Annotated in this window: 20 protein-coding genes; 8 read left to right on the forward strand and 12 right to left on the reverse strand. The window is 34.9% G+C overall.

Going from position 1 to position 21,094, the window contains the following annotated elements; translation table 11 throughout:
- Positions 1-28: 28 nt before the first annotated feature.
- Positions 29-1,000 carry a hypothetical protein gene (locus PVK70_RS00580; protein WP_130046652.1) on the reverse strand — a complete coding sequence of 324 codons (972 nt, stop codon included), beginning with the start codon at positions 998-1,000 and terminating at the stop codon, positions 29-31.
- A gap of 153 nt (positions 1,001-1,153) precedes the next feature.
- On the opposite strand from PVK70_RS00580, the gene PVK70_RS00585 reads away from it, so the two are divergent.
- The gene (locus PVK70_RS00585) at positions 1,154-1,618 is read left to right on the forward strand and encodes an Lrp/AsnC family transcriptional regulator (protein ID WP_130046653.1); all 465 of its coding nucleotides are present in this window, start codon (positions 1,154-1,156) and stop codon (positions 1,616-1,618) included.
- Between the two features lie 73 nt (positions 1,619-1,691).
- Here the strand turns inward: PVK70_RS00585 and PVK70_RS00590 are convergent, their stop codons facing one another.
- Positions 1,692-2,354, reverse strand: coding sequence for a hypothetical protein (locus PVK70_RS00590; protein ID WP_207216385.1), 663 nt, complete (start codon positions 2,352-2,354; stop codon positions 1,692-1,694).
- Positions 2,355-2,428: 74 nt separating this feature from the next.
- Positions 2,429-2,734, reverse strand: coding sequence for a hypothetical protein (locus PVK70_RS00595; RefSeq protein WP_242504726.1), 306 nt, complete (start codon positions 2,732-2,734; stop codon positions 2,429-2,431).
- A gap of 312 nt (positions 2,735-3,046) precedes the next feature.
- Here PVK70_RS00595 and PVK70_RS00600 point away from each other — a divergent pair, with 312 nt between their 5' ends.
- The 5 genes from PVK70_RS00600 (at position 3,047) to PVK70_RS00620 (ending at position 9,255) form a co-directional block, all read left to right on the forward strand.
- On the forward strand, positions 3,047-3,382 hold the full coding sequence (locus PVK70_RS00600; RefSeq protein ID WP_130046655.1) for an ArsR/SmtB family transcription factor: 336 nt from the start codon (positions 3,047-3,049) through the stop codon (positions 3,380-3,382).
- 180 nt (positions 3,383-3,562) lie between these two features.
- Complete coding sequence (gene arsB, locus PVK70_RS00605; protein ID WP_130066342.1) at positions 3,563-4,618, forward strand: ACR3 family arsenite efflux transporter; 1,056 nt, start codon at positions 3,563-3,565, stop codon at positions 4,616-4,618.
- A 57-nt stretch (positions 4,619-4,675) separates the two neighbouring features.
- Positions 4,676-6,214 carry a nitric oxide reductase transcriptional regulator NorR gene (gene norR / locus PVK70_RS00610; RefSeq protein ID WP_130046657.1) on the forward strand — a complete coding sequence of 513 codons (1,539 nt, stop codon included), beginning with the start codon at positions 4,676-4,678 and terminating at the stop codon, positions 6,212-6,214.
- A 240-nt stretch (positions 6,215-6,454) separates the two neighbouring features.
- Positions 6,455-8,116 (forward strand): hydroxylamine reductase, encoded by a 1,662-nt coding sequence (gene hcp / locus PVK70_RS00615; protein ID WP_130046658.1) that lies wholly within the window; start codon positions 6,455-6,457, stop codon positions 8,114-8,116.
- 107 nt (positions 8,117-8,223) lie between these two features.
- A complete protein-coding gene (locus PVK70_RS00620) occupies positions 8,224-9,255 on the forward strand; it encodes a hybrid-cluster NAD(P)-dependent oxidoreductase (protein WP_130046659.1) in 1,032 nt (343 codons plus the stop codon).
- Positions 9,256-9,362: 107 nt separating this feature from the next.
- Here the strand turns inward: PVK70_RS00620 and PVK70_RS00625 are convergent, their stop codons facing one another.
- From PVK70_RS00625 to PVK70_RS00640, 4 genes are all read right to left on the reverse strand, one after another.
- Entirely contained in the window at positions 9,363-10,577 is a 1,215-nt protein-coding gene (locus PVK70_RS00625) for an EAL domain-containing response regulator (RefSeq protein WP_130046660.1), read from the reverse strand.
- Complete coding sequence (locus tag PVK70_RS00630) at positions 10,570-11,442, reverse strand: helix-turn-helix domain-containing protein (protein WP_130046661.1); 873 nt, start codon at positions 11,440-11,442, stop codon at positions 10,570-10,572. The genes PVK70_RS00625 and PVK70_RS00630 overlap by 8 nt, the downstream gene beginning before the upstream one ends.
- Positions 11,443-11,544: 102 nt before the next feature.
- Positions 11,545-13,857 (reverse strand): ATP-binding protein, encoded by a 2,313-nt coding sequence (locus PVK70_RS00635; RefSeq protein WP_130046662.1) that lies wholly within the window; start codon positions 13,855-13,857, stop codon positions 11,545-11,547.
- On the reverse strand, positions 13,857-14,183 hold the full coding sequence (locus PVK70_RS00640; protein ID WP_130046663.1) for a hypothetical protein: 327 nt from the start codon (positions 14,181-14,183) through the stop codon (positions 13,857-13,859). The genes PVK70_RS00635 and PVK70_RS00640 overlap by 1 nt, the downstream gene beginning before the upstream one ends.
- Positions 14,184-14,350: 167 nt before the next feature.
- Here PVK70_RS00640 and PVK70_RS00645 point away from each other — a divergent pair, with 167 nt between their 5' ends.
- Complete coding sequence (locus PVK70_RS00645; protein WP_130046664.1) at positions 14,351-14,578, forward strand: hypothetical protein; 228 nt, start codon at positions 14,351-14,353, stop codon at positions 14,576-14,578.
- Positions 14,579-14,672: 94 nt separating this feature from the next.
- A complete protein-coding gene (locus PVK70_RS00650; RefSeq protein ID WP_130046665.1) occupies positions 14,673-14,996 on the forward strand; it encodes a helix-turn-helix domain-containing protein in 324 nt (107 codons plus the stop codon).
- On the opposite strand, the gene PVK70_RS00655 is transcribed toward PVK70_RS00650, so the two are convergent.
- The 5 genes from PVK70_RS00655 to PVK70_RS00675 all read right to left on the reverse strand — a co-directional run bounded on the left by PVK70_RS00655 (position 14,993) and on the right by PVK70_RS00675 (position 21,092).
- On the reverse strand, positions 14,993-15,796 hold the full coding sequence (locus PVK70_RS00655; RefSeq protein WP_130046666.1) for a reverse transcriptase domain-containing protein: 804 nt from the start codon (positions 15,794-15,796) through the stop codon (positions 14,993-14,995). The genes PVK70_RS00650 and PVK70_RS00655 overlap by 4 nt on opposite strands.
- 76 nt (positions 15,797-15,872) lie before the next feature.
- Complete coding sequence (locus PVK70_RS00660) at positions 15,873-18,359, reverse strand: Ig-like domain-containing protein (protein WP_130046667.1); 2,487 nt, start codon at positions 18,357-18,359, stop codon at positions 15,873-15,875.
- A gap of 144 nt (positions 18,360-18,503) precedes the next feature.
- The gene (locus PVK70_RS00665; RefSeq protein ID WP_130046668.1) at positions 18,504-19,331 is read right to left on the reverse strand and encodes an outer membrane beta-barrel protein; all 828 of its coding nucleotides are present in this window, start codon (positions 19,329-19,331) and stop codon (positions 18,504-18,506) included.
- Position 19,332: 1 nt separating this feature from the next.
- Entirely contained in the window at positions 19,333-20,373 is a 1,041-nt protein-coding gene (locus PVK70_RS00670) for a hypothetical protein (protein WP_130046669.1), read from the reverse strand.
- On the reverse strand, positions 20,370-21,092 hold the full coding sequence (locus PVK70_RS00675) for a hypothetical protein (RefSeq protein ID WP_130046670.1): 723 nt from the start codon (positions 21,090-21,092) through the stop codon (positions 20,370-20,372). The genes PVK70_RS00670 and PVK70_RS00675 overlap by 4 nt, the downstream gene beginning before the upstream one ends.
- Between the last annotated feature and the right edge of the window lie 2 nt (positions 21,093-21,094).

Genomic DNA, 21,094 nt, shown 5'->3' on the forward strand with positions numbered 1-21,094 from the left:
CAATCTTAGTTATATGCTTTATAAGAGATTACTCCTTCACAGAAATAACACTATGATAGAGATACTTTTCACATATCTGTGGGCTTACTCTTCTTACCAAACTAGAAATTACCGAAATCACTACAACAGAAAACACCAAACGGCCCCAAAAAATAGTATTAAAATCAGCACCAATAAGTAAGATCAACAAGGTATCTTCTATCAAACTATGAAGCAAATTGAGTAGCATAATGGCAGTAAAAACATCTCTTGCTGGTATGTGCCCTGTTTTAGCCTCATTAATCAATAGCCCACCACCAAATGATAATCCTAATGTAATACCAATAATGGTTAAATTGGTCGCCTCTTTGCTGACCCCAAGAATTTTCAAGAAAGGCTTAAGTAAAATTGCCATCAGCTTTTCAATTCCTAATAATTTTAGGATTTTTAATGTAAATAACAATGCTGATATGACGCCAAACATAACCATAAAGCTTTTAAGCTGACTCACTCCCCAAGCAAGATAACTCGTATCCATCACGGCTTCTGGTTGCCACAGCGTCACCGCCGGTTGGTTAAGGTAATCTCCTGTTTGATAGGTTTGATGAAGCAACCACGCAAGCACAAAACTCCCACCAACTCTAATTAATAACGTAACGGATAAGTTTACTCCTGCTTTTTTCGCTATCGCTGCTTCAATTGGTAATGAATGCGCTAAGAGCATCATACTGCCTAATATGGAGACTTGAGCAACACTCAATGGCATATCTGTATTAATAAAAACAATTAGCCCGCCATAGATATTAGTTAGTAAAGTTGTTGCCCACACCAATCCCATTTCTTTTGGTAGACCTACGGTTTCCATTAATGGACTTAGCACGTTACTAAGGATAATAATGCCTCCCATCTCCTCTACAACTTTAATTATAAGAATAATTGGGATCATGATTTTAAATAACGTTAAAGTTACATTAATAATCTCTCGAAAAAGCTCTGCAAAAAAGTGTCGTACTATTGTCATGTCACATTCCATATGTTGCCAAAAAGTCATTCCACTATTCTACCCTTATAAACGTGAACAGGATTTCAAAAAGACACCAAATAGCTACCTTATATTTCTTATTTACTCTAATATGGAAAATATAAGACATGTATAAAATGGATTTAAGAAATTATGGAACTAGATAGGATTGACCGTCATATTTTAATGCAGTTACAAAAGAATAATCGAACACCAAACATAGAACTTGCTGATATTGTTGGATTATCAGCTCCTGCCTGTTTAAAACGAATTAAAAGATTACGAGATAATAATGTGATCATTGGCGATGTAGCAATCATCAATCCAGAGCTTGCAGGAAATAAATTAACACTCGTCGTATCAGTTGAAATGGAAAGAGACAGGGCCGATATATACAACATTTTCCGCCAATCGATACTTAAAGCATCCGAAGTAACTCAATGCTATCAAATTTCAGGAAGTTATGATTTTATGCTAATCATTGTGGTTAAAGATATCCCAGCCTATGAACACTTTGTTGAAAGAGTACTTCACACTGATTTAAATATTCGAAAATTCCACACATCAGTCTCTTTAAGAACAGTAAAGTTCTCCACTGAAATTGAAATGAAGCAATAAAAATAACCCCCAATATTATATTTCAACGATTGGAGGTTATTCGTTTTGACGTATTTGATTCAATCATCAAGATCTACTGCTGAACTTTAGATTGAATCTCTGTTCCCGCTTCTCTCAATAAATTAAACGGCGACATTATTACCCCTTTTACGGCACCTTGAGCCGCTTGCTGAGAAAGATCTTCTGTCTTATCGATAATTTGATCGGCTTTTGCCATGATTGGTGGCACTTCTTTTCGCAATCTCTCTGACTCTTTAATCACAGCAGGAATGGTTGTTACTCGGTACCCTTTACTTTCAACAAAAGCTTTAGGGAAAACTTGTTGACGATAATTCTTCAACTCAACCAAAGTATTAGGCACAGTTTCTTTATTAACCGCATTCATTACTGTGATCACTTCAGGTAATGATTCTGTACGAATGGACTTAACTTCATCAAGAATAAGTGGAATTTTATTATCAACAGAAGCAACGGTCTGATTTACATCCTTTACCGTATCTTTCACTTCGCTGACTAAGGTTAAAATTTGAGGAGTGAGATCTTCAATGTGCTGAGCCAATAATAGCCATTGATCAATTTCCAATTTATCAGCCGTTTTATTTACCTCAGTCATTAATTCAGGATACCTATCGACAATGGTATTTACTGAGTTAGTAAACGAGTAAATAGTGTACCCCAAATAAAAAATTGAGATTGCTAATATCGCCTGTATTGCTATTCCTAATCGAGCCAACATAATCATACCTATTGTATATTTTCTTAACGATAACCTAAGTTTAGATAAGAATACACAATAACGAGAATAGATTATCAAACCAGAGCCAATAACACCCCACCTACAGTTAATGCTGCTGACAAGTATTGCCCAGCGGAATAAGAAGAGTCATTTTCTTCTTCGATTTTATCTGGATGATCCATCCCTAAAGCACCATGAGCAAAAGACTCAACGTCGTCCCCCATGTCTTTGTTTAAATCACGGTTTAGTTGGCTTTCTTTTTCTATATCTTGAAGCGCATACAATAAGGCCTTTCCTTCACTTGATAAGCTGACTTGGTTATCACTTACCGATATCGTATTTCCCATTGAAGATACCTTCACACTTGGGTTAGCAGTCATGACAGTAGAAGGCACAGCTTTACTGTATGTCATTGCATTTTGATATGAAGAAACACCACTTATCATTGCTCTTTCATTTGATGAATAATTAACCGCCTATAAATTATATCGGTCACTAAGTAGAAAACTTGTGAATGTTTATTGTCTATTGATTTGATTTTTTGATGCGCTTCACTCTTTTTTTGCTGCCTTTACTTATTGTTTATTTTCCATAAGTCGAATTCAGGGCTTGATCTCTTTCTTATCTCCGCCTATAGTTAATCGCAATTCGACGATTAATCTTCATAGCAGTAAAAAGGTAAGATAATAACGATGACTTGTAACGTAAATGATGTTTGTACTTTTAGCTCAACAGAGCAAGATCTTCAAAAAGAGAAAGAATTTGCACTATTAGCAAAAGCCCTTTCACATCCTGCACGTGTGCGAATTTTACATATTCTATCTGCTCTAGAAAAAGCAGGAGGCTGCCTAAACAGCGATCTAGTCTCTGAATTAGGCTTGGCGCAATCAACCGTTTCTGAGCATTTACGTATTTTAAAATTAGCTGGGTTTATTACTGCTGAGTCAATACCACCCAAAATGTGCTATCGCATAAACCGAGAGTGCATTCGTCAATTTGAAAACCTGACGCAAAGTATTTTAGATTAAAAAAACGCGAATATTAGCGACACACTGTCACGAATGCTTAATGACCTAACTATTAAATGAACTGGTCACTTTAAACTTTGTAATAAAGAAGCTTCGTGATAATTTTTAATTATACCAATCGAATTTCGACGATGTACGATTAATTTATTTGAAATTTACACCATTAATTAAGGCGAGATTATGCAACCTAAACTGGGCTTTCTAGATAGATATTTAACACTGTGGATTTTTATCGCCATGGCTATAGGCGTATTACTTGGGGTTCAGTTCCCTCAGGTTGCACAATGGAATGAATCCATGTCGGTCGGTACAACCAATATTCCATTAGCTATCGGTCTGATCTTAATGATGTATCCACCGTTAGCAAAAGTGAATTACAACTTACTTGGCACGGTCGTAAAAGACAAACAAGCCATTACGCTCTCTCTTATAATGAACTGGATTGTTGGCCCTATTCTTATGTTTATTCTGGCATTGACCTTTTTAGGTGATCACCCAGGATATATGGTTGGAATTATCTTAATCGGTTTAGCTCGCTGTATTGCCATGGTATTAGTTTGGAATGATATTGGTGGCGGTAATAAAGAGTATGGTGCGGCTTTAGTTGCAATTAACTCTGCGTTTCAAATCGTAACATACAGCTTTATGGCGTGGTTATTCATTAGTGTGCTTCCTCCGGTATTTGGTTATGAAAGCATGGTGGTTGATATCTCTATGCTGGACATTGCTGAAAGTGTTCTGATTTATCTTGGTATCCCATTCTTAGCTGGATTTTTAAGCCGTAAAATCTTGGTCTCTCAAAAAGGCGAAGAGTGGTACAACACGGTTTTCATCCCTAAAATCTCACCAATCACCTTGATTGCGCTACTAGGTACAATTGTTCTTATGTTTAGCTTAAAAGGAGAGATGATCCTTGAGCTTCCAATGGACGTGGTTCGCATTGCTATTCCACTGGCTATCTATTTTGTCCTAATGTTCTTCACTAGTTTCTTTATCGGTAAGAAGATGGGGATCCCTTATGACAAGAACGCCTCTATCGCTTTTACAGCAACGGGAAATAACTTTGAACTAGCGATTGCGGTTTCTATTGCGGTATTTGGTTTGAACTCTGACCAAGCTTTTGCAGGGGTTATTGGGCCTCTGCTCGAAGTGCCAGTCTTAATCGCTTTAGTTAATGTTGCTTTGAGGATGAAAGGGAAATATAACGTTTCTTCTTACCGTTCAAGCTCAGATTAAAAACTGTGTTATAGTCATGCGATGTAAATTTAACATCGCATGATACAAAAAGGCATTATGAAACCTTCTATCGAAAAAGTCTTACTTCAAATCGCATTGGATCTTAGCTCTAATTTATCAAGTGATTTACATTACCAACGTTTGATCTCTTCTATTCATCAAGTATTTCCCTGTGATGCTAGTGCATTGTTTGTATTAGACCATGATGGGATCTTAAAACCCGTTGCTGTTCAAGGCTTATCTGCCGCTGTGTTAGGCCGTAGCTTTCCACCAAAAGTACATCCGAGATTACAAGCAATTCTAGAGAGTAAACATCCTGTTCGATTCGAATCAAACTCAGACTTACCAGACCCCTTTGATGGCTTATTATTGGTTGATGAACATGTCAATATTGAAGTGCATGACTGCTTAGGTTGTAGTTTATATGTCGAAGATACTTTAGTTGGTTTACTAACCCTAGATGCATTAGAGGTTGGTGCCTTTAAAAAGATAGATAACATAACCATTGAAACTTTCGCAGCATTAGCGGCAGCAACCTTACATAATAAAGCTTTAATTGAGACACTAAAAAACAGTAACCAACAACAGAAATCGATAAACCAAGCCTTAATCCAACAAGCCCGAAATCAAAAAGGTGAATTGATTGGGATTAGTCCTCAAATTGAACGATTACGTAATAATATCAAGATGGTGGCACATTCTAATTATGCAGTACTAATCAGTGGTGAAACGGGTTCGGGTAAGGAATTAGTTGCGCACTCAGTCCATGAGCAATCTTCTCGGAGTGACCAAGCAATGATTTATGTAAACTGTGCAGCATTACCAGAGTCTCTCGCAGAAAGTGAATTATTTGGCCATGTCAAAGGCGCGTTTACTGGTGCAAATAACCATCGAGCGGGCAAGTTTGAATTAGCGGATAACGGTACGATCTTCTTAGATGAAATCGGTGAATTACCTTTATTAATTCAAGCCAAATTATTACGTGTTATTCAACAAGGTGAAGTTCAGCGTGTTGGCTCCGATAAAAACGTAATGGTGAATGTGCGTATCATCGCCGCAACTAACCGAAATTTAGAGCAAGAAGTAGAAGCAGGACGCTTTAGAGCTGACTTATTTCATCGTTTAAATGTATTCCCTATAAATGTGCCTCCATTGCGTGATCGTGACGGGGATATTTCTGTTTTAGCGGGCTATTTATTAGATAAAGTTCGTACCCAATTTAACGTACCTAACCTTCATATTCATCCACGTACATTAACTCATTTAGAGAATAGTCCGTGGTTAGGTAATGTACGAGAACTTGAACATACATTAATGCGAGCAGGGCTTCGTGCAATACAAGAAAACGATACGAGCATTACTCTAGCTCACTTTTTAGGAGATGTTGAACACTCTGACGATGTAAAAACGACAACAACCTTACTACCCAAAGAAAGCAAACCAATGCGTGAGTTGGTAGAAAGCTATCAAAAACAGTTAATTGAGCACGCTTTATCTGAATCGAACGGAACTTGGTCAAAAGCCGCCGAATTTTTACAAATGGATAGAGGGAATTTATACCGAATGGGAAAAAAATTCGGGATATCTAATTCATAAAATATGACCCGTTGATGTATTTATTACAGCAAACTCGATGTGATAAATACATCAAACCCACTTCAAAAACAAATTAACACTAACAAAATCAACAACTTAAAACTGGCACACCCTGTGCAATAGAGAGCTCATCAATGTCGATTCAAATCGAGATAAGTTCAGCAATCTATTCCACAAGGGTAGAACGTACTGAACTGACGTGATTTGAACAATATGTATTCAATGACTGGAGTTCCAACTATGTTCTGTATCCAATGTGAACAAACAATTCAAACACCAACAACGAAAGGCTGTTCTTTTGCACAAGGTATGTGTGGTAAAACAGCTGAAGTATCTGACTTACAAGATATTTTAGTTTACGCATTACAGGGTGTTTCTTTCTGGGCAGAGCAAGGCCGTAAAGTAAACGTTGTGATTGATGAGATCGATCAATGGGCGCCAAAAGCCTTCTTCGCAACACTGACTAACGTTAACTTCGACCCTGAGCGTGTTATCGAATTCGCACTGCAAGCACACGCTTACAAAAAGCAATTAGAAGAACAAGTTCGCGCTGCGGCTCTTCTTAGCAATACCGAATTATCAGAGCTTTCTCCTGCCGCATTATTTGATTTACCAACCAATGCAGAAGAGCTTATCGCATTAGCACCACAAGCTGCGGTTAACCGTGGTCACGAATCGCAACATGAAGATGTCATTGGTTTACGTTTACTTTGTCTTTACGGCTTAAAAGGCGCAGCCGCTTACATGGAGCACGCACGTGTTCTTGGTCAAACTGACGATGCTGTATTTGCTGAATATCATGAAATTATGGCGTGGTTAGGTACTGATCCTAGCGATCTTGGTGAGTTATTAGATTGTTCAATGAAGATTGGTCTAATGAACTACCGTATCATGGAGATGTTAGATACGGGTGAAACAAAAACATTTGGTCATCCAGAGCCTTCACAAGTAAACGTAAAAACTATTGAAGGTAAATGTATCTTGGTTTCTGGCCACGATTTACATGACTTAGAAAAAATCCTACAACAAACTGAAGGCAAAGGCATCAACGTTTATACTAACGGTGAAATGCTTCCTGCTCACTCTTACCCTGAGCTTAAAAAATACCCTCACCTTGTAGGTAACTACGGCAGCGCATGGCAGAACCAGCAAAAAGAATTTGCTAACTTCCCTGGTGCTATAGTAATGACATCAAACTGTCTATTAAACCCAAATGTAGGTCAATACGCAGACCGTCTATTTACTCGTAGCATCGTAGGCTGGCCTGGTGTTGCTCATTTAGAAGGTGATGATTTCACAGCAGTTGTTGATTGTGCACTAGCGCAAGAAGGTTTTAAACATAACGAAATCGAACAAATGATCACAGTTGGATTTGGTCGTAATGCACTAATGGCTGCGGCGCCTGCCGTTGTTGAACAAGTGAAAGAAGGCAACATCAGCCATTTCTTCCTTGTTGGTGGTTGTGATGGTGACAAATCAGAACGCAGCTACTACACAGATTTCACAGCTCAAGCACCTGAAGATTCAGTTATCTTGACGCTTGCATGTGGTAAATACCGTTTCAACAAAAACCAATTTGGCGATATTAATGGTATCCCGCGTTTATTGGATGTTGGTCAATGTAATGATGCTTACTCAGCTATTCAACTCGCACTTGCACTAGCAAAAGAGTTTGATTGTGGCATTAACGAACTTCCATTAACGCTGGTACTTTCTTGGTTTGAACAAAAAGCGATTGTTATCCTATTAACACTATTCGCTCTTGGTGTTAAAGGCATTTATACAGGCCCGACAGCGCCTGCGTTCTTAACTGATAACCTGCTTGCTATCATTCAAGATAAATTTGATATGCGTAGCATCACGACAGTTGAAGAAGATCTAAAAACGATCTTAGCTGCGTAATCGGCGCTTATTAGCCCTAATCTATGCCTCAGTTTATCTGGGGCATTTTTCGCTATAAAGCGAGCAATAGCATTTGACCAATAACTTCTAAGTAATAGAGAACAAACATGACACAATTTATTTGGCCAACAATCCCTGTTCAACTTCGCTGTAATAAAAAATGGTTTGAAACAACTGATACCATTAGCTTACAACTAATAAGCCAAAACCAAGAAAGCTTTGATTTTAAACCGGGTCAATTTATTAGTGTCGGTATTGAAATTAAAGGAAAGATGGAATACCGCGCCTACTCTATTAGCTCAATGCCAAATCAAGATTTTCTACAATTAACCATTAAACGTGTTGAAGGTGGCAAAATATCAAACTACCTAATTGATCAACTAAGTGAAGGGGACGAGGTTGCTGTTTTAGCCCCGACAGGTCCATTCAACTCAATCGATTGCAAGCCAAGAAAAAAAGTCGCGTTATTAAGTGCTGGCTGTGGCATTACCCCGGTTATGTCGATGGCGAAAACTTGGATAGCTCAAAATATTGAGATCGATATTACCTTTATCCATATGACAAAAAACAAAGAACAGACCATCTTTTTTGAAGAATTAGAATTGTTGCATGAAACTCACGCCAACTTTCATTTAAAGCTGTTATTAAAAGATAATGCAGAGACGAGTTACCCACAAGGGCGTCTAGATCAAGAATGGCTAAACACCCTGTGCCCCGACTTAACAGAGCGCACTGTTTATTTATGTGGTCCTAACTTATTTATGCAAGACATGAAAGCCAATGTAGAAAACCTTGGTTTAGATATGGCGCACTTCTTCCAAGAAAGCTTTACCCCGATTGAAGCCGAAGTAACAGAAGCAACAGAAAACTCAGGCGTAGTGCAATTTGAAGTGCCTGCCTTTGGTGTATCAAAAGAGATTGATAAAGGTGCAACCTTAGCGGATGTTTTAGAAGAAAGTGGTGTTCCAATTATTATCGCTTGTCGCAGTGGTATGTGTGGCTCATGTAAATGTAAAGTAGAGAAAGGCGAAGTAAGCCGAACCAGTACTGAAACCTTAAGCGAAGAAGACATTGCCCAAGGGTATACGCTGGCGTGTTCAAGCCAAGTGCAGAGCGATGTTGAAGTGAGTTTGGTTTAATTAACTAAATTAATTTAACTCTAAAAAAACCGATGATTACTCGCTTTTATTAAGACAAAGTATTCATCGGGTTTTTGTACTTACTATTTTTATAGTATCAATATGAATTAATGATACAGTTTTTCTGATTCAACTTTCTCAGCCATTTCGACCGAATTTAATGTCTTCTGTTGCTTTAAAAGCTCTAATGCAATACATGGTAATACAGGGACGCTATATAAAAATCCTTGATGTAGATAACCATTAATATTTTCAAGGCTCTCTTTTAAATCTTTATTCTCAACCCCTTCAAAAATGATACGTGCATTTTTTAATGCAGCCAATTGTTTTGCATTTTCAATTAACCCTAAAACATCTACATTATCTTTAAAAGACCAGGTTAAGTTTTTGTCAATTTTTATTTCATTAATTGGCATACTGGCAATACGCTCAAGATCTGATGCACCAATACCAAAATCATCAATAGAAATCTCAAACCCTCTCAGTCTTAATCGAAGTGTATTTGCTAATAACTCCGTTTTAGATGCCATATGTAAATTCTTTTCTGTAATTTCAATGACAACTTTATGCTCAACACCAGAAGCATATATATCAATTAATCTTTCTACTATATCTTCATTAGTGAGTAAGTTAGGATCAACATTAATAGCAAAACGGATAGATTTATCGGTATCGTAAAAATACTGATGGTAATCTTCAATAAAATTCTTTATAACAATTTCAGTGAATATTTTTTGCTTATTCAATTTTTCAATCATTGGAAGAAAAAAGCTTGGTGGTAACAAAGAACCATCAATATCAGCCCATCTAGATAAAACTTCAAAAGCAACAATATGATTAAGATCAGATATAACTTGAGATTGATACATTAAGGTAATAGGATAATCATCACTACCTAATGTGGTTAATTGATTATTTTCTAAAGATGCATCCGATTCATTTTCATATAAAGCAGTTTCAACAAGTTTTTTCATTTGCTCTACAATAATTGGCTTCTCAAGAGAAGCTACGATATTTAAAGAATAAAGCTTACCCAGCAAACTAATTGAACTTATTATACTTTTATCTAGGCTAGAAATGATAATTATTTTACTGCTTATTTTCTGATCCGAAATCATTCTTAATAACTCAAAGCCATCCCCATCAGGCATCATTACATCCATAATAATTAAATCATAACTCTGTATAGTGATTTTATCCATTGCATTATATGCATTGATTGCTGTATGTACATCAATCATATTATCTATATTAGATATTGAATTTTTTAAAATCTCACGTGACAATTCAACATCATCAACAATTAATATTGTTTTATTCATATTTTCCACCTTTATAATTTGAAAGTATTTCCATCCAAACTCGTTTGGATTTCAATGTTTCATTATCGATAGTCATAATTTTATAATTTTTACCTTTTAGATTTTCAGTTCGATAATCAAAATCCAAATTAAATAAAATATCAAACACCCTCTTGTTTTCTACAAATATACATAATTTTCTATTTGGATTTAAGCTTTGTAAATATTTATATACTTCCTTACCAATCGTTGGAATTAATGCTGATATATCAGTCACATTAAAACTTAATATTAGATGACAATTAATCCAATCAAAATCAGTGCTTAATAGCTTGGATGCGATATTTGTGATTAAAGAGCTTACAGAAAACAAATGTCCAATCAAATGACCATTAATAAAAACTAAGACTAACTCTCCAGAATATTGATTTATCATTTTTTCAAACATAGCTTGATAAGTTAATTCATTTTTTAACAAATCAAATATTAAATTCATTTCAAAATTAAATATTAACTTAACCTCATCAATATAATTAGAAATTAAATATGAATTACTTGAGTTTATTGTAACTACTTTCATACTATGATCTGCATCTGTATTTAAATAACCGCAACAATTAATTCTATTAATTATAACTTTCAGTGATTTTTCAAGGCTTATGGTCTCTTTCTCTTTATCCCAAAGCGAAAATATATCAATTCCAAGAATTCCTAATAGTTCATTTTGACGATTCAAATGAGGCTTAGTTACACCTCTTTCCCAGCGACTTAATGTCACTGCATCTAAATTATCAAAGTTTTGACTGCTCTTTTGCAGCATATCAACGAACATATTTTGTGACAAGCCATTATCAATTCGAAAAGATCTTATTATTTCACTAAACATTTAAAAACCAAATAATTAACAGTTAGCTTATTCTATTTTTTTTTTTACAAAAGCTAAGGGCATTTTAAATAATAAAAAACATAAAATGCCACTGATGGTTTTTTACATATCTAAAGCGCAACATAAACCAGATAAAATCTGATGTTTATCAATAGGTTTCGTTATGTAATAATCAAAAAAATCATTCATTTTTGATTCTTCTTGCACAGTCGCACGAGCGGTAACCGCGATAATTGGTGTATGAATATTCATACTTTTTAATGTTTTTGAAAGTTCAACACCATCCATTATAGGCATTGAAATATCAGTAAAGATGATATCAAAATCACTAATTTCAATTGCACTTATCGCTTCTATTCCAGATTCAGCAAGAGTACACTTAATATCAAATGACTCTAATTGAAATTGAAGTATTTCACGGTTAAATTCAACATCATCAACAACTAATGCTCTCAAGTTACTAAAATCTTTTTTCGCACATCTTTTTTCTTCTATATTAAAAAGAGGATAAGAAATATCATTTACAACAGTCTCTTTAGGTAGTTCAATAGTAAATATACTTCCTTGATCTAATTTACTTTCAACAAATAAATTTCCTTTCATTAAGGTTAAAATCGTATTTGTAATTGCAAGACCTAAGCCAAAGCCTTCCTGCTGGTCCTCTACATTTACTTGTTCACGATTCTTAAAAATATTTAATAGTTGATGTTCAGGAATACCAATACCAGTGTCTATTACTTTAAATAAAACCGAATCACTTTGGTTAATATCCACTTCTAATTTAACATAACCAGTATAGGTAAATTTAATTGCATTACTTATAAGATTACTAAGAGCTTGTTTAAAACGAAGTTCATCAATAATAATATCTAGAGAATTAGGCACATCATCAGTATTTATAGTCAATAACAATCCTTTCTCTATTGATAAAGGCAAAAAAATGCTCTCAATATCTTTTAAAATCTTGATTAACTTTACTTTTTTATATTTTAATTCATAGTTATCTGTTTTGATTCGCTCTAAATCTAAAAGATCATTTACAAGAGATAAAATGGTATGACTTGCATTGGAGATCCCATTAAAGTAGCGATTATTTTTATTGCCTATCCCATTATTTTCTTTAAGAATTTCAGTATAGCCAATAATTGCATTCAGTGGTGTCCTTATTTCATGTGACACATTTGAAAGGAAAATCGTTTTTTTCTTATTTGCTTCATTTGCCTTCTGACTGACTTTTTCTAACTGCAAAGTCCTCTCTTCAACTTTTTTTTCTAAGTCTTCAATCAGCGTCTTTATTGTACTACTAGCTTCACTAAAAACATAAGATAATCCTTCTATTTCATCGCCTTTGTTTTCAATCTTTATCATGGCCTTATCATATTTTTGATCTCTCAATGCCCTTGCTTGAAGGATTAATTTATTCATTGGTGATATTAGGTTCTTCATGACCATTGAGTTAATAAAAAGAAAAACAAATAATAGAGTTAATATTAACAATATAAAGTAATTTATTAATTTATCATCTGATGACAATAAATATGATTTAATTGATGAATAACTTGAATTTATAACCGATTCTGGAGTGACTAAAAAAACATACCAACCAGTTTTATAATTAACATTAAATGTTAAATTATATAAACACTCATTAATTTCAATAGAAATAACACCCGTTTTTTTATCCTTTATTTTCTCTTTAATATCTTCATTTAAATTGTATAAATAATTATTCATAACTTTATTGTCAGAAAATTCCTCTGGATTAGATGTTATCAGATTTATATTTTCATCCATTAAAAAATAAGTAAAATCGAAGTTATCATCTAAATTTTGAATGCCTAAAGACTCTATAAATTGATTTAACTCAATGTCAATTGCAATAACTCCTTGCTTTATATTTGTTAATTGCTCATAAAAGTAGACTCGTTTAATATTATGAGAATTATCATCTCTAACGACATATAATTTCTGTTTTTCCAAAAAATTACTTCTTATAAATTTAAATGGATTCGTTTTATAGCCATTATCATCAAACCTATGTATTATATCGGAACTAATATCTATATACTCAATAGCTTTTATATATTTAGGTCTATTCTCAAAGACCTCACTTAATGTATCTGATATCCATACATTATTTGTTTTAACTTTCTTCATAGAAACATGTTCAAACGTATACGCTAGATATTTTGCTTCTATATTTATCAATTTAATCTCTTTACTTAAATTTGAATTTTGAGATTGAATAAATGTCGTTAACAGTTTCTTATTATAGCTTACAATGCTCTCTTTAATGCTTAAAAATTGACTTTCCGAATGTTCTTTAATCACATTAAGTGACATTAACATAATTAAAGTAACAAATAAAATTAACACCAAAGCGTTATACATTAATATTCTATTTTTAAATAACATTAAATGACCTCTATATTTGATTTTAAAGCCATTAGCATTAATACAATTAGTTCATCAAGCGTTTTGATTAAGATGTTGGGCTTAATAATGTCACCATAACCTTCTAGCTTTTTACATAAGCATTCAGCTTCTATAAAGCCACAAGATGAAGCAATTCCTTTCAGTTTATGTATTAATGGTGAATGTTCAATTACCTCTCCTATTTCTTCTTTGATTGATTCTAAATTTCGGATCGCAATACTACAAAACTTAATACCGAGCAGTGAACGGAATTCAACACCTGTTGTTGAATAAAATGCTTTTTCATTTATGTGACAAGAGATCATTTCAATTATACCTATTAGATATTGTTTAATTGTTAATACTTAGATCACCATAATGGCAACATACCCTCAATATGCGCCTTGTATCTTTTATAAGTTTTTATTTTACAATGTGCCTATAGCGGGGGATAGTTGGCATATCAAAAACAAACAATCAAAAGGTGCCTACTGTGAAAAATTTAGCTCTATTAATCGTACTTTTTACAATGAGTCATCTTGCGTCTGCCGCATCTGCTACTATCATATGGACGGGTAAAGTGCCAACTATGGGTTGTTCAGACAAACAAATATCAAACCAAACAACGTTGATCACCATCAAGACCCAGTGCCATAGCGATGTAGTTATTATTAAAGATAACATCAAAAAAAATAAAGCACAGGTAACCTTTAACCTTTAACAGGCAGATACAACAAAATAAATTATAATCTGTTATTTCTATTTATAATTAAGAAAAATATAATTAACTATGTTTAACTTAATTACGAATAAAAATGGAAATTAAATTACATCAATCTGCTTTACTTATTGAGTTTAGTGATAAATCAGCTGGTTTTACTCATCAGATAGATCTAACAAGAAGTGAATACTTTATATTATCTGAACTATTTGACGCTGAGGGAAAACATTTAGATAAAAGTACACTTAAAAATGCAGGTTGGCCAGACTCTTATGTTTGTGACAATGCGTTGACTGTGTCTATTATGAACTTACGAAAAAAATTAAAAGAATATGATAGAGTGGTAAAGATAAAAACAATACAACGAGTTGGATATAGCCTTTATCACCCATCTAACGATATTATAATTAAACTTTAATAAACTTCTTTCTTACTCTCTCTATTGCCAAATAGTGATTGACCTAAAAATACGATATTATGCTCACAGGTTTTTCCAATGAAGGACTTGTGAATAGCCCACTTTACATTAAGTTGATTAAAATCTTGTTTCACTGTTTTTATCCCTCGTCTTAATGCGCCTTTTTTGTCTGCTAACAACAAAATATCATCCATATAACGAAAATAATGCTGGCTTTCTCTTTGTTCAAATTTACTATCAAGTTCATGCAAATAAAAATTTCCTATCACATGTGATAGCGGACTTCCTCTCGGCACACCTATTTCACGGTTATGATTTTTTAATGCATTATAAATTACACGCCATAATTTATTGTCTTGTATATGTGAGGACAACATTTTGCATAATTGATGATGATCTATGGTCGCATAATAATCTGCGACATCAGTTTTAGTAAAGAAACGGGATTTCTCAGTGTCGTTGATCTCCTTTAATGTTTTAGTTACACCACCATGTCCCTTCCACGAATAACACAAGGCTGACTTAGGTAATACTTTATTTAGCGCTAATGCGAGTGCTTTTAATACCAACATATCTTGAGTACGAAAAGTGTGTAAATATTTATTGGGTTTATATTCCACAATACGGCAAGGAGAAAACACAAAAGTGCCTGTAATTAGCTGTTCACATAATTCAGCTTTAATCCTTGGCCAATGGTAACGAATGTGCCAAATATCATCAGAGTAATGGGCTTTTGCCTTTTTCTTAATTAAATACAGTAAAGCATCATCCAAATAAACTAAAACGTTATCAATGTTCATGATTAACCGTAGATTTAAGGTAAAAAGAAGGGCATCATGAAGATGCCCTATGCTTTATGAGTGATGGTTGGGTTTGTTACAACATTTCCCTAACACATACCGTTTCAACTAAGTTTACTTGATTATTTGTTGTTTTTTCCAACAGGAAATCATCACCGCTTACATTAATCCTGTTCAACCCCTCGACGTCTGTTATCGATTTTACATCACCCTTGTAAATGCCCATGTTCGCGTTGCCATTCAAGGTGTACGACTCTGCATATCTGACAATTTGTATTCTATAGTAACTGTCACTTATCACTCTCCTTACGGTCGGCATCCACAACATCTCGTTATTCGTAATACTCACTATCTGGTTTGTATATTGACTTATGTACGCATCCCACAGTGGATCCCCTAATTCTAAACTTTCTGATCCGTTAACATACGCAATATACTCTTGAATCTCCCCAGACGTTAACTCTCTATACCCCCCACTGACGGTAGTGCAATCAAGTGTTCTATCATTTCGTGCTGTTATCAACACCTCTAAAGGTGTATTCCAATTCCACCCCCCCCAGGTTGTTTCTAGTGTAATCTTAGATTCATTCTGTAACGAGTTGATGTGAGTCACTTCAATTTCAGTAACATCTACAATGTCGATCTCTGTATTCGTCACGTCTATGGTCGCTATCCCTAGGTCATTTGTTACTGCTGTGTTGTTTAGCAATGTTAGACTTGACGCGTCATTCGCGTCACTTACTTTCGTAGCCTTCGTTAACACGCCGCTTATTGGATTCTCATACGCGTCCCGTACTTTTATTTCTAACTGATATTGCGTTGCGTCGTTTGCTACCCACCCTGCTGTATCTATTGCCGCCTGTTTCACTTCCGCTGTATCAGTGTCTCCTATGAAACTCACAGTAACACATGATGTTGATGTTCCTACTTCTCCACACACTTCAACCTCTTCTGCTTTCGTGTTGGTGACGTGTACAACCGCGTTACCATCAGCGTCAGTAAACACCGACGCTGCCGTTTGGGCAGTGGCGCTATCGGTTGTTATTGTGATCAGCTGGTTTTCGACAGCCACAATCTCTGCTGTATTACCTGCTTGCTCTGTATAATTAAACCTTATTTCTGCACTGTCTGTCATATTGGCTACGGCGTCAGTCTTAACTACTTCTGCCGTTACCCCTGTAATGATAATACAAGTGATGAGATATTCAGAACCTATTGGACTTGCCACTTCGCCTGTTGTCATATCGATCGTTTTGGCCATGCCGCCATCATCTGCCCAATATAGAGTCGTTGTGGGCCAATTATACGTAACTCTAATATTTGTACTCTGTAATGCTTGCATCTCACTAACTGTAGCGAGTCTACCTACTTGACTACACTGATCCGTCTGGAGCCATCTATATAGGGAAAGTGTCACTGGGGGAGTATAAGATAAGTCTTCGATATACCCTGCTCGATCAAGATCATTATTCATTGACTCTGTCGTCGTTAACGGTTTTAAATAAGCTACATTGTCATACTTAATACTATCCCACTGCCCCACATTTGAACTATCATATGCGGGGACCTGCATCATACCCGTGGCGTAAGCGCCTTTATGGTCAGTTACAGCAAACGATACATAATGATATTTCATCTCTGAAGTAATGAACGTAAACGATGTATTACTTACATCTAGTGGGTCAGCGACTTCAGTTGCAGCGTTATAGGCATTAACATAGACCAGCTGAAAGTCATCGCCATCGAATGAAGTGACATAGGGTGAGACATCTATCGTCTCTAATGAATTAAGCGGTACAGGATCATGATATATATGGCTTTGCACCTCTAAGCCTTGGTTTGCTTGATAGGTTACTGCAATATCTAATGCACCTAATAACACATCTCCCGTAATATCATCGATATAGCTGTAAAGAATGCGCTCAATGCCTTCAAAACCCGCGGGGGGGGTATAATCAATGGTGTTAGTTCCTGGGTCAGCTGTTGCGCTTGCAGAGCTGTATGGCAAAGTCAAATCCGTACTTAACGTGAAATCCGGACTCAATGTATAGCCTGTTTGACGTTGTAATTCTTGGCTAACATTTACAACAACGCTTTGCTCGATGAGTGTGGTAGCACTAATTGCGGTTAATTCTACACTACCTTCTTCTTCTGCCATTCGGCTTACTGCAATACGTGTGATAGCGCTATCACTTAACGGCTCAGCCATACGAGCGATTGAAACATCGTTATCAGATTGGCTGACTTGTTGGTTATCACTAAGAACGACTTCATATTTATAATCACAGGCTTTACTTATATTTGCTGAAATAGTAAAACCGGTTTGAGTCATTGACTGAACTTGACATTCAGGTGATGTAGACAAGGCTTCAACATTTGAAACAGCAAAACCATCAGAGCCAGAAAACGTAACATTATCACTAAGATCTACTTCATAACTGTCACTGTATACCGTTGAATAAATCGCATTTTGTGCCGATATTCTCGCTTGCTCATCTACTGAGTGACTATCCAATTGATTTGTATTATCACAACCAGAAACAAATATAAATGCTCCAAGCATGATTATTCTGTTTAAGTTATACTTATGAGTGAGCATATGACCTCAAATAATAAGTTCGTAATTAATGTGGTGTATCATATTAAAACGAACACCAATAACAGAGGGCACCTCAATATCCTATAAATCAAAGATGCCTGTATTTATTTAATTGCAGATATAATAATTTAAATTAATGACTTCATCAGGGTATACCAAATCTTTATTTTTCCTTTTAACAAGATCTTCATTTAGTTCTAATAAATCTTTAAATGACATATTATTTTTTCGTGCAATTTTATAAAGATAATCCCCTTCTTTTAATTGGTAATCTTTCGTTTTAACAGTACAGACTTCTTCTTTTTGTATCGGCTCAACTACAACAACCTTAGGCTTAGGCGCAACTACTTCAGACTTAGCTACAAAAGTTACCTTATCCTCTTTGACTGGTTTTGGTCTTTCTGCTTTTTGTTCTTCTTTAAATACTTTCTCTTCCGGTTTATAAATACTCGGCGTATAAGATGCTAGTACTGGTTTATAAATAACAGACACAAGCAAAGACGTTACTGTACTATCATTCTGTTCGACTTGAAAAATACTTTGATAACCTACATCAAGACCCCAGTTTTTTGATACTTTATATTTTACCCCTCCACTTAATACTGGTGAACTGATTTCTTTATCCACGGCAACACCTGCACCAAGATACAGTGATGCATAATCACTTACTGGTAGCATACCTTTTAAGCGAGTAATCCAAGGTGTTACATTCATATTGGTAAATTGATAATCCGCATAAGCTGTTTCCAAGAGAACGTTTTCATTAAATTGGTAACCAAGTGATAACTCATAACCTAAAGATTCATTTTCTCTGATATCATCATTTATAGAAGAAACCGCTGCCCCAAAACCAAATTGAAAAGGGGAAAGTAATTCATCTGAATATGCATTGAACGATAATAACCCGGTCAATATTAATAATTTTACAAATTTCATCTTAAATTCCAGGTTCTATCGTAATAATAATTGAGTCGTTATAATCACCAGAGATTAATGTTTCACCATTGACTTCATAATCAAAATTTAACATAAAGTTCAAACTGGTTTGCACTCCAGAATTCGCACCTATTGTTACTTCTGAATTTATTAACGCTCCATTATTAACCAAATTAGTATGGCTACATTGAGAGCAATTAATACTATATGGAATGGATATATTACTATCCGATACATTTAATAGTTCATAATCTTCACCTGCAGGTAAAGTCAGTACTAATCCATTATTGAAATAACCATTTACCGTAATATCATAATCCGTTGTAGAAGAAACACTGAGGTTTGTCGTATCATAAATTGGCTCCATAACACCATCACCAGAAACGATAATATCGTTAATTTGAACAGGTACATAATTAATAGTAATTAACAGCGTTTCGTTAATAGTTCGGTAAGATAGTATTCCACCAGCTTCTTCATAATAATAGCGTATAGCGATAGGTACCACACCACTGTAAACGCCTTCTGGCAACCCATTTAATGCTGAAGTGATGCTAGCATCATCAATAAAAAATATTGGTCGAAAAAAAATGAATGGGCTCGTTGCTATTCCAGATGTTAATTTTGTTGTTGATATACAATTGCTGCCTTGAACACTGATTATAGGCTGAGCAATATTATCCATTGAACAACTTGCTCCTAACCCACTCGATTCTTCATTGTAACTAATACCAGAGGTATTATACTGCATACCTTTAATATCGATAGCTATCGGGGTCGATGTTTCCCCTGCTCCTCCGGTAAGTATTACCTCAGTCGCAGGTACTGAATTAAATGTTGCTGGAATAAACGCTTTTGTCGCTTGAAGACTAGGTGGTGTCTCCCACATACTAGGAAGCATATCCCCCCCATTCACTACAACGTTATCCCAAGTAACACTTGATGGATCGGCATCTGCATTGATTCTAAATGAAGCAGAAGCAGAAAAAGAGCTAATCGACAGTGCAATAATAAAAATATGAGAGACTAAACGAAATATCATAAATTACCTTTTAACAATAATTTTTTCTTATATTTACGGTCATGAGAAGTCACTGTGATGTCTAAATCATTATTTGCAACCGCGTCAGGTAAAGAAAATGATTTTTCTCTCCCAGCAACAACAATATATTTTTGCTTACAGCTCGCCTTACTTGCGCCAGTATTACAACCATTAACCAATACATTAATTATTGTATTACTTTTATTTCTAATGATAATTTCGCTTTCCGTTCTATTTATATCATAGTCATAGACTGGATTATCTGTAGGTATTATATAAACAGGTGAGAATCCAAAGTTAATATCCATACCACTCCCTTCAACGCCATCAGGACGGTAAGGACTTGGTAAAAAAGGTAACGAAAACATTAAATCATGACTATTATCACAACTTGTATTATGACATAAACTTCTAATCCCAATATCTTTTGACTCACCAGGTTTTAATATTAACTTTTGATGTGTTAACGAAATTTTCCAATCAGACAGGTTCTCACGACCATATTCTTTTTTGTTTATTACTTTATAGTTTTCAATATTTATCTCTTCTATTTTTGCATTTATAAAAAGAGGCACTTTTTCATCATTGGTTAATGTAATAATCCCATTACCTTTTTCATCAGAAATAATTACCATTTTATCAACAATAAATGCATTTGAATGGCTAGAAAATAAAAGCAACATAGTGAATATCTTTGTTCTAAGTTTATTAAACTTCATAT

The sequence above is a fragment of the Aliivibrio sp. A6 genome (genome assembly GCF_028765505.1).
GTDB classification, from domain to species: domain Bacteria; phylum Pseudomonadota; class Gammaproteobacteria; order Enterobacterales; family Vibrionaceae; genus Aliivibrio; species Aliivibrio finisterrensis_A.

Excerpts from the sequence above, each read along its gene's own strand:
- norR (WP_130046657.1), top strand. The coding sequence starts at position 4,676 with ATGAAACCTTCTATCGAAAAAGTCTTACTTCAAATCGCATTGGATCTT.
- PVK70_RS00660 (WP_130046667.1), bottom strand. The coding sequence starts at position 18,359 with ATGCTTGGAGCATTTATATTTGTTTCTGGTTGTGATAATACAAATCAA.
- PVK70_RS00585 (WP_130046653.1), top strand. The coding sequence starts at position 1,154 with ATGGAACTAGATAGGATTGACCGTCATATTTTAATGCAGTTACAAAAG.
- PVK70_RS00600 (WP_130046655.1), top strand. The coding sequence starts at position 3,047 with ATGACTTGTAACGTAAATGATGTTTGTACTTTTAGCTCAACAGAGCAA.
- PVK70_RS00675 (WP_130046670.1), bottom strand. The coding sequence starts at position 21,092 with ATGAAGTTTAATAAACTTAGAACAAAGATATTCACTATGTTGCTTTTA.
- PVK70_RS00580 (WP_130046652.1), bottom strand. The coding sequence starts at position 1,000 with ATGACAATAGTACGACACTTTTTTGCAGAGCTTTTTCGAGAGATTATT.
- PVK70_RS00640 (WP_130046663.1), bottom strand. The coding sequence starts at position 14,183 with ATGATCTCTTGTCACATAAATGAAAAAGCATTTTATTCAACAACAGGT.
- PVK70_RS00625 (WP_130046660.1), bottom strand. The coding sequence starts at position 10,577 with ATGAATAAAACAATATTAATTGTTGATGATGTTGAATTGTCACGTGAG.
- PVK70_RS00635 (WP_130046662.1), bottom strand. The coding sequence starts at position 13,857 with ATGTTATTTAAAAATAGAATATTAATGTATAACGCTTTGGTGTTAATT.
- PVK70_RS00670 (WP_130046669.1), bottom strand. The coding sequence starts at position 20,373 with ATGATATTTCGTTTAGTCTCTCATATTTTTATTATTGCACTGTCGATT.
- arsB (WP_130066342.1), top strand. The coding sequence starts at position 3,563 with ATGCAACCTAAACTGGGCTTTCTAGATAGATATTTAACACTGTGGATT.
- PVK70_RS00655 (WP_130046666.1), bottom strand. The coding sequence starts at position 15,796 with ATGAACATTGATAACGTTTTAGTTTATTTGGATGATGCTTTACTGTAT.
- PVK70_RS00590 (WP_207216385.1), bottom strand. The coding sequence starts at position 2,354 with ATGTTGGCTCGATTAGGAATAGCAATACAGGCGATATTAGCAATCTCA.
- PVK70_RS00620 (WP_130046659.1), top strand. The coding sequence starts at position 8,224 with ATGACACAATTTATTTGGCCAACAATCCCTGTTCAACTTCGCTGTAAT.
- hcp (WP_130046658.1), top strand. The coding sequence starts at position 6,455 with ATGTTCTGTATCCAATGTGAACAAACAATTCAAACACCAACAACGAAA.
- PVK70_RS00595 (WP_242504726.1), bottom strand. The coding sequence starts at position 2,734 with ATGACTGCTAACCCAAGTGTGAAGGTATCTTCAATGGGAAATACGATA.
- PVK70_RS00650 (WP_130046665.1), top strand. The coding sequence starts at position 14,673 with ATGGAAATTAAATTACATCAATCTGCTTTACTTATTGAGTTTAGTGAT.
- PVK70_RS00630 (WP_130046661.1), bottom strand. The coding sequence starts at position 11,442 with ATGTTTAGTGAAATAATAAGATCTTTTCGAATTGATAATGGCTTGTCA.
- PVK70_RS00665 (WP_130046668.1), bottom strand. The coding sequence starts at position 19,331 with ATGAAATTTGTAAAATTATTAATATTGACCGGGTTATTATCGTTCAAT.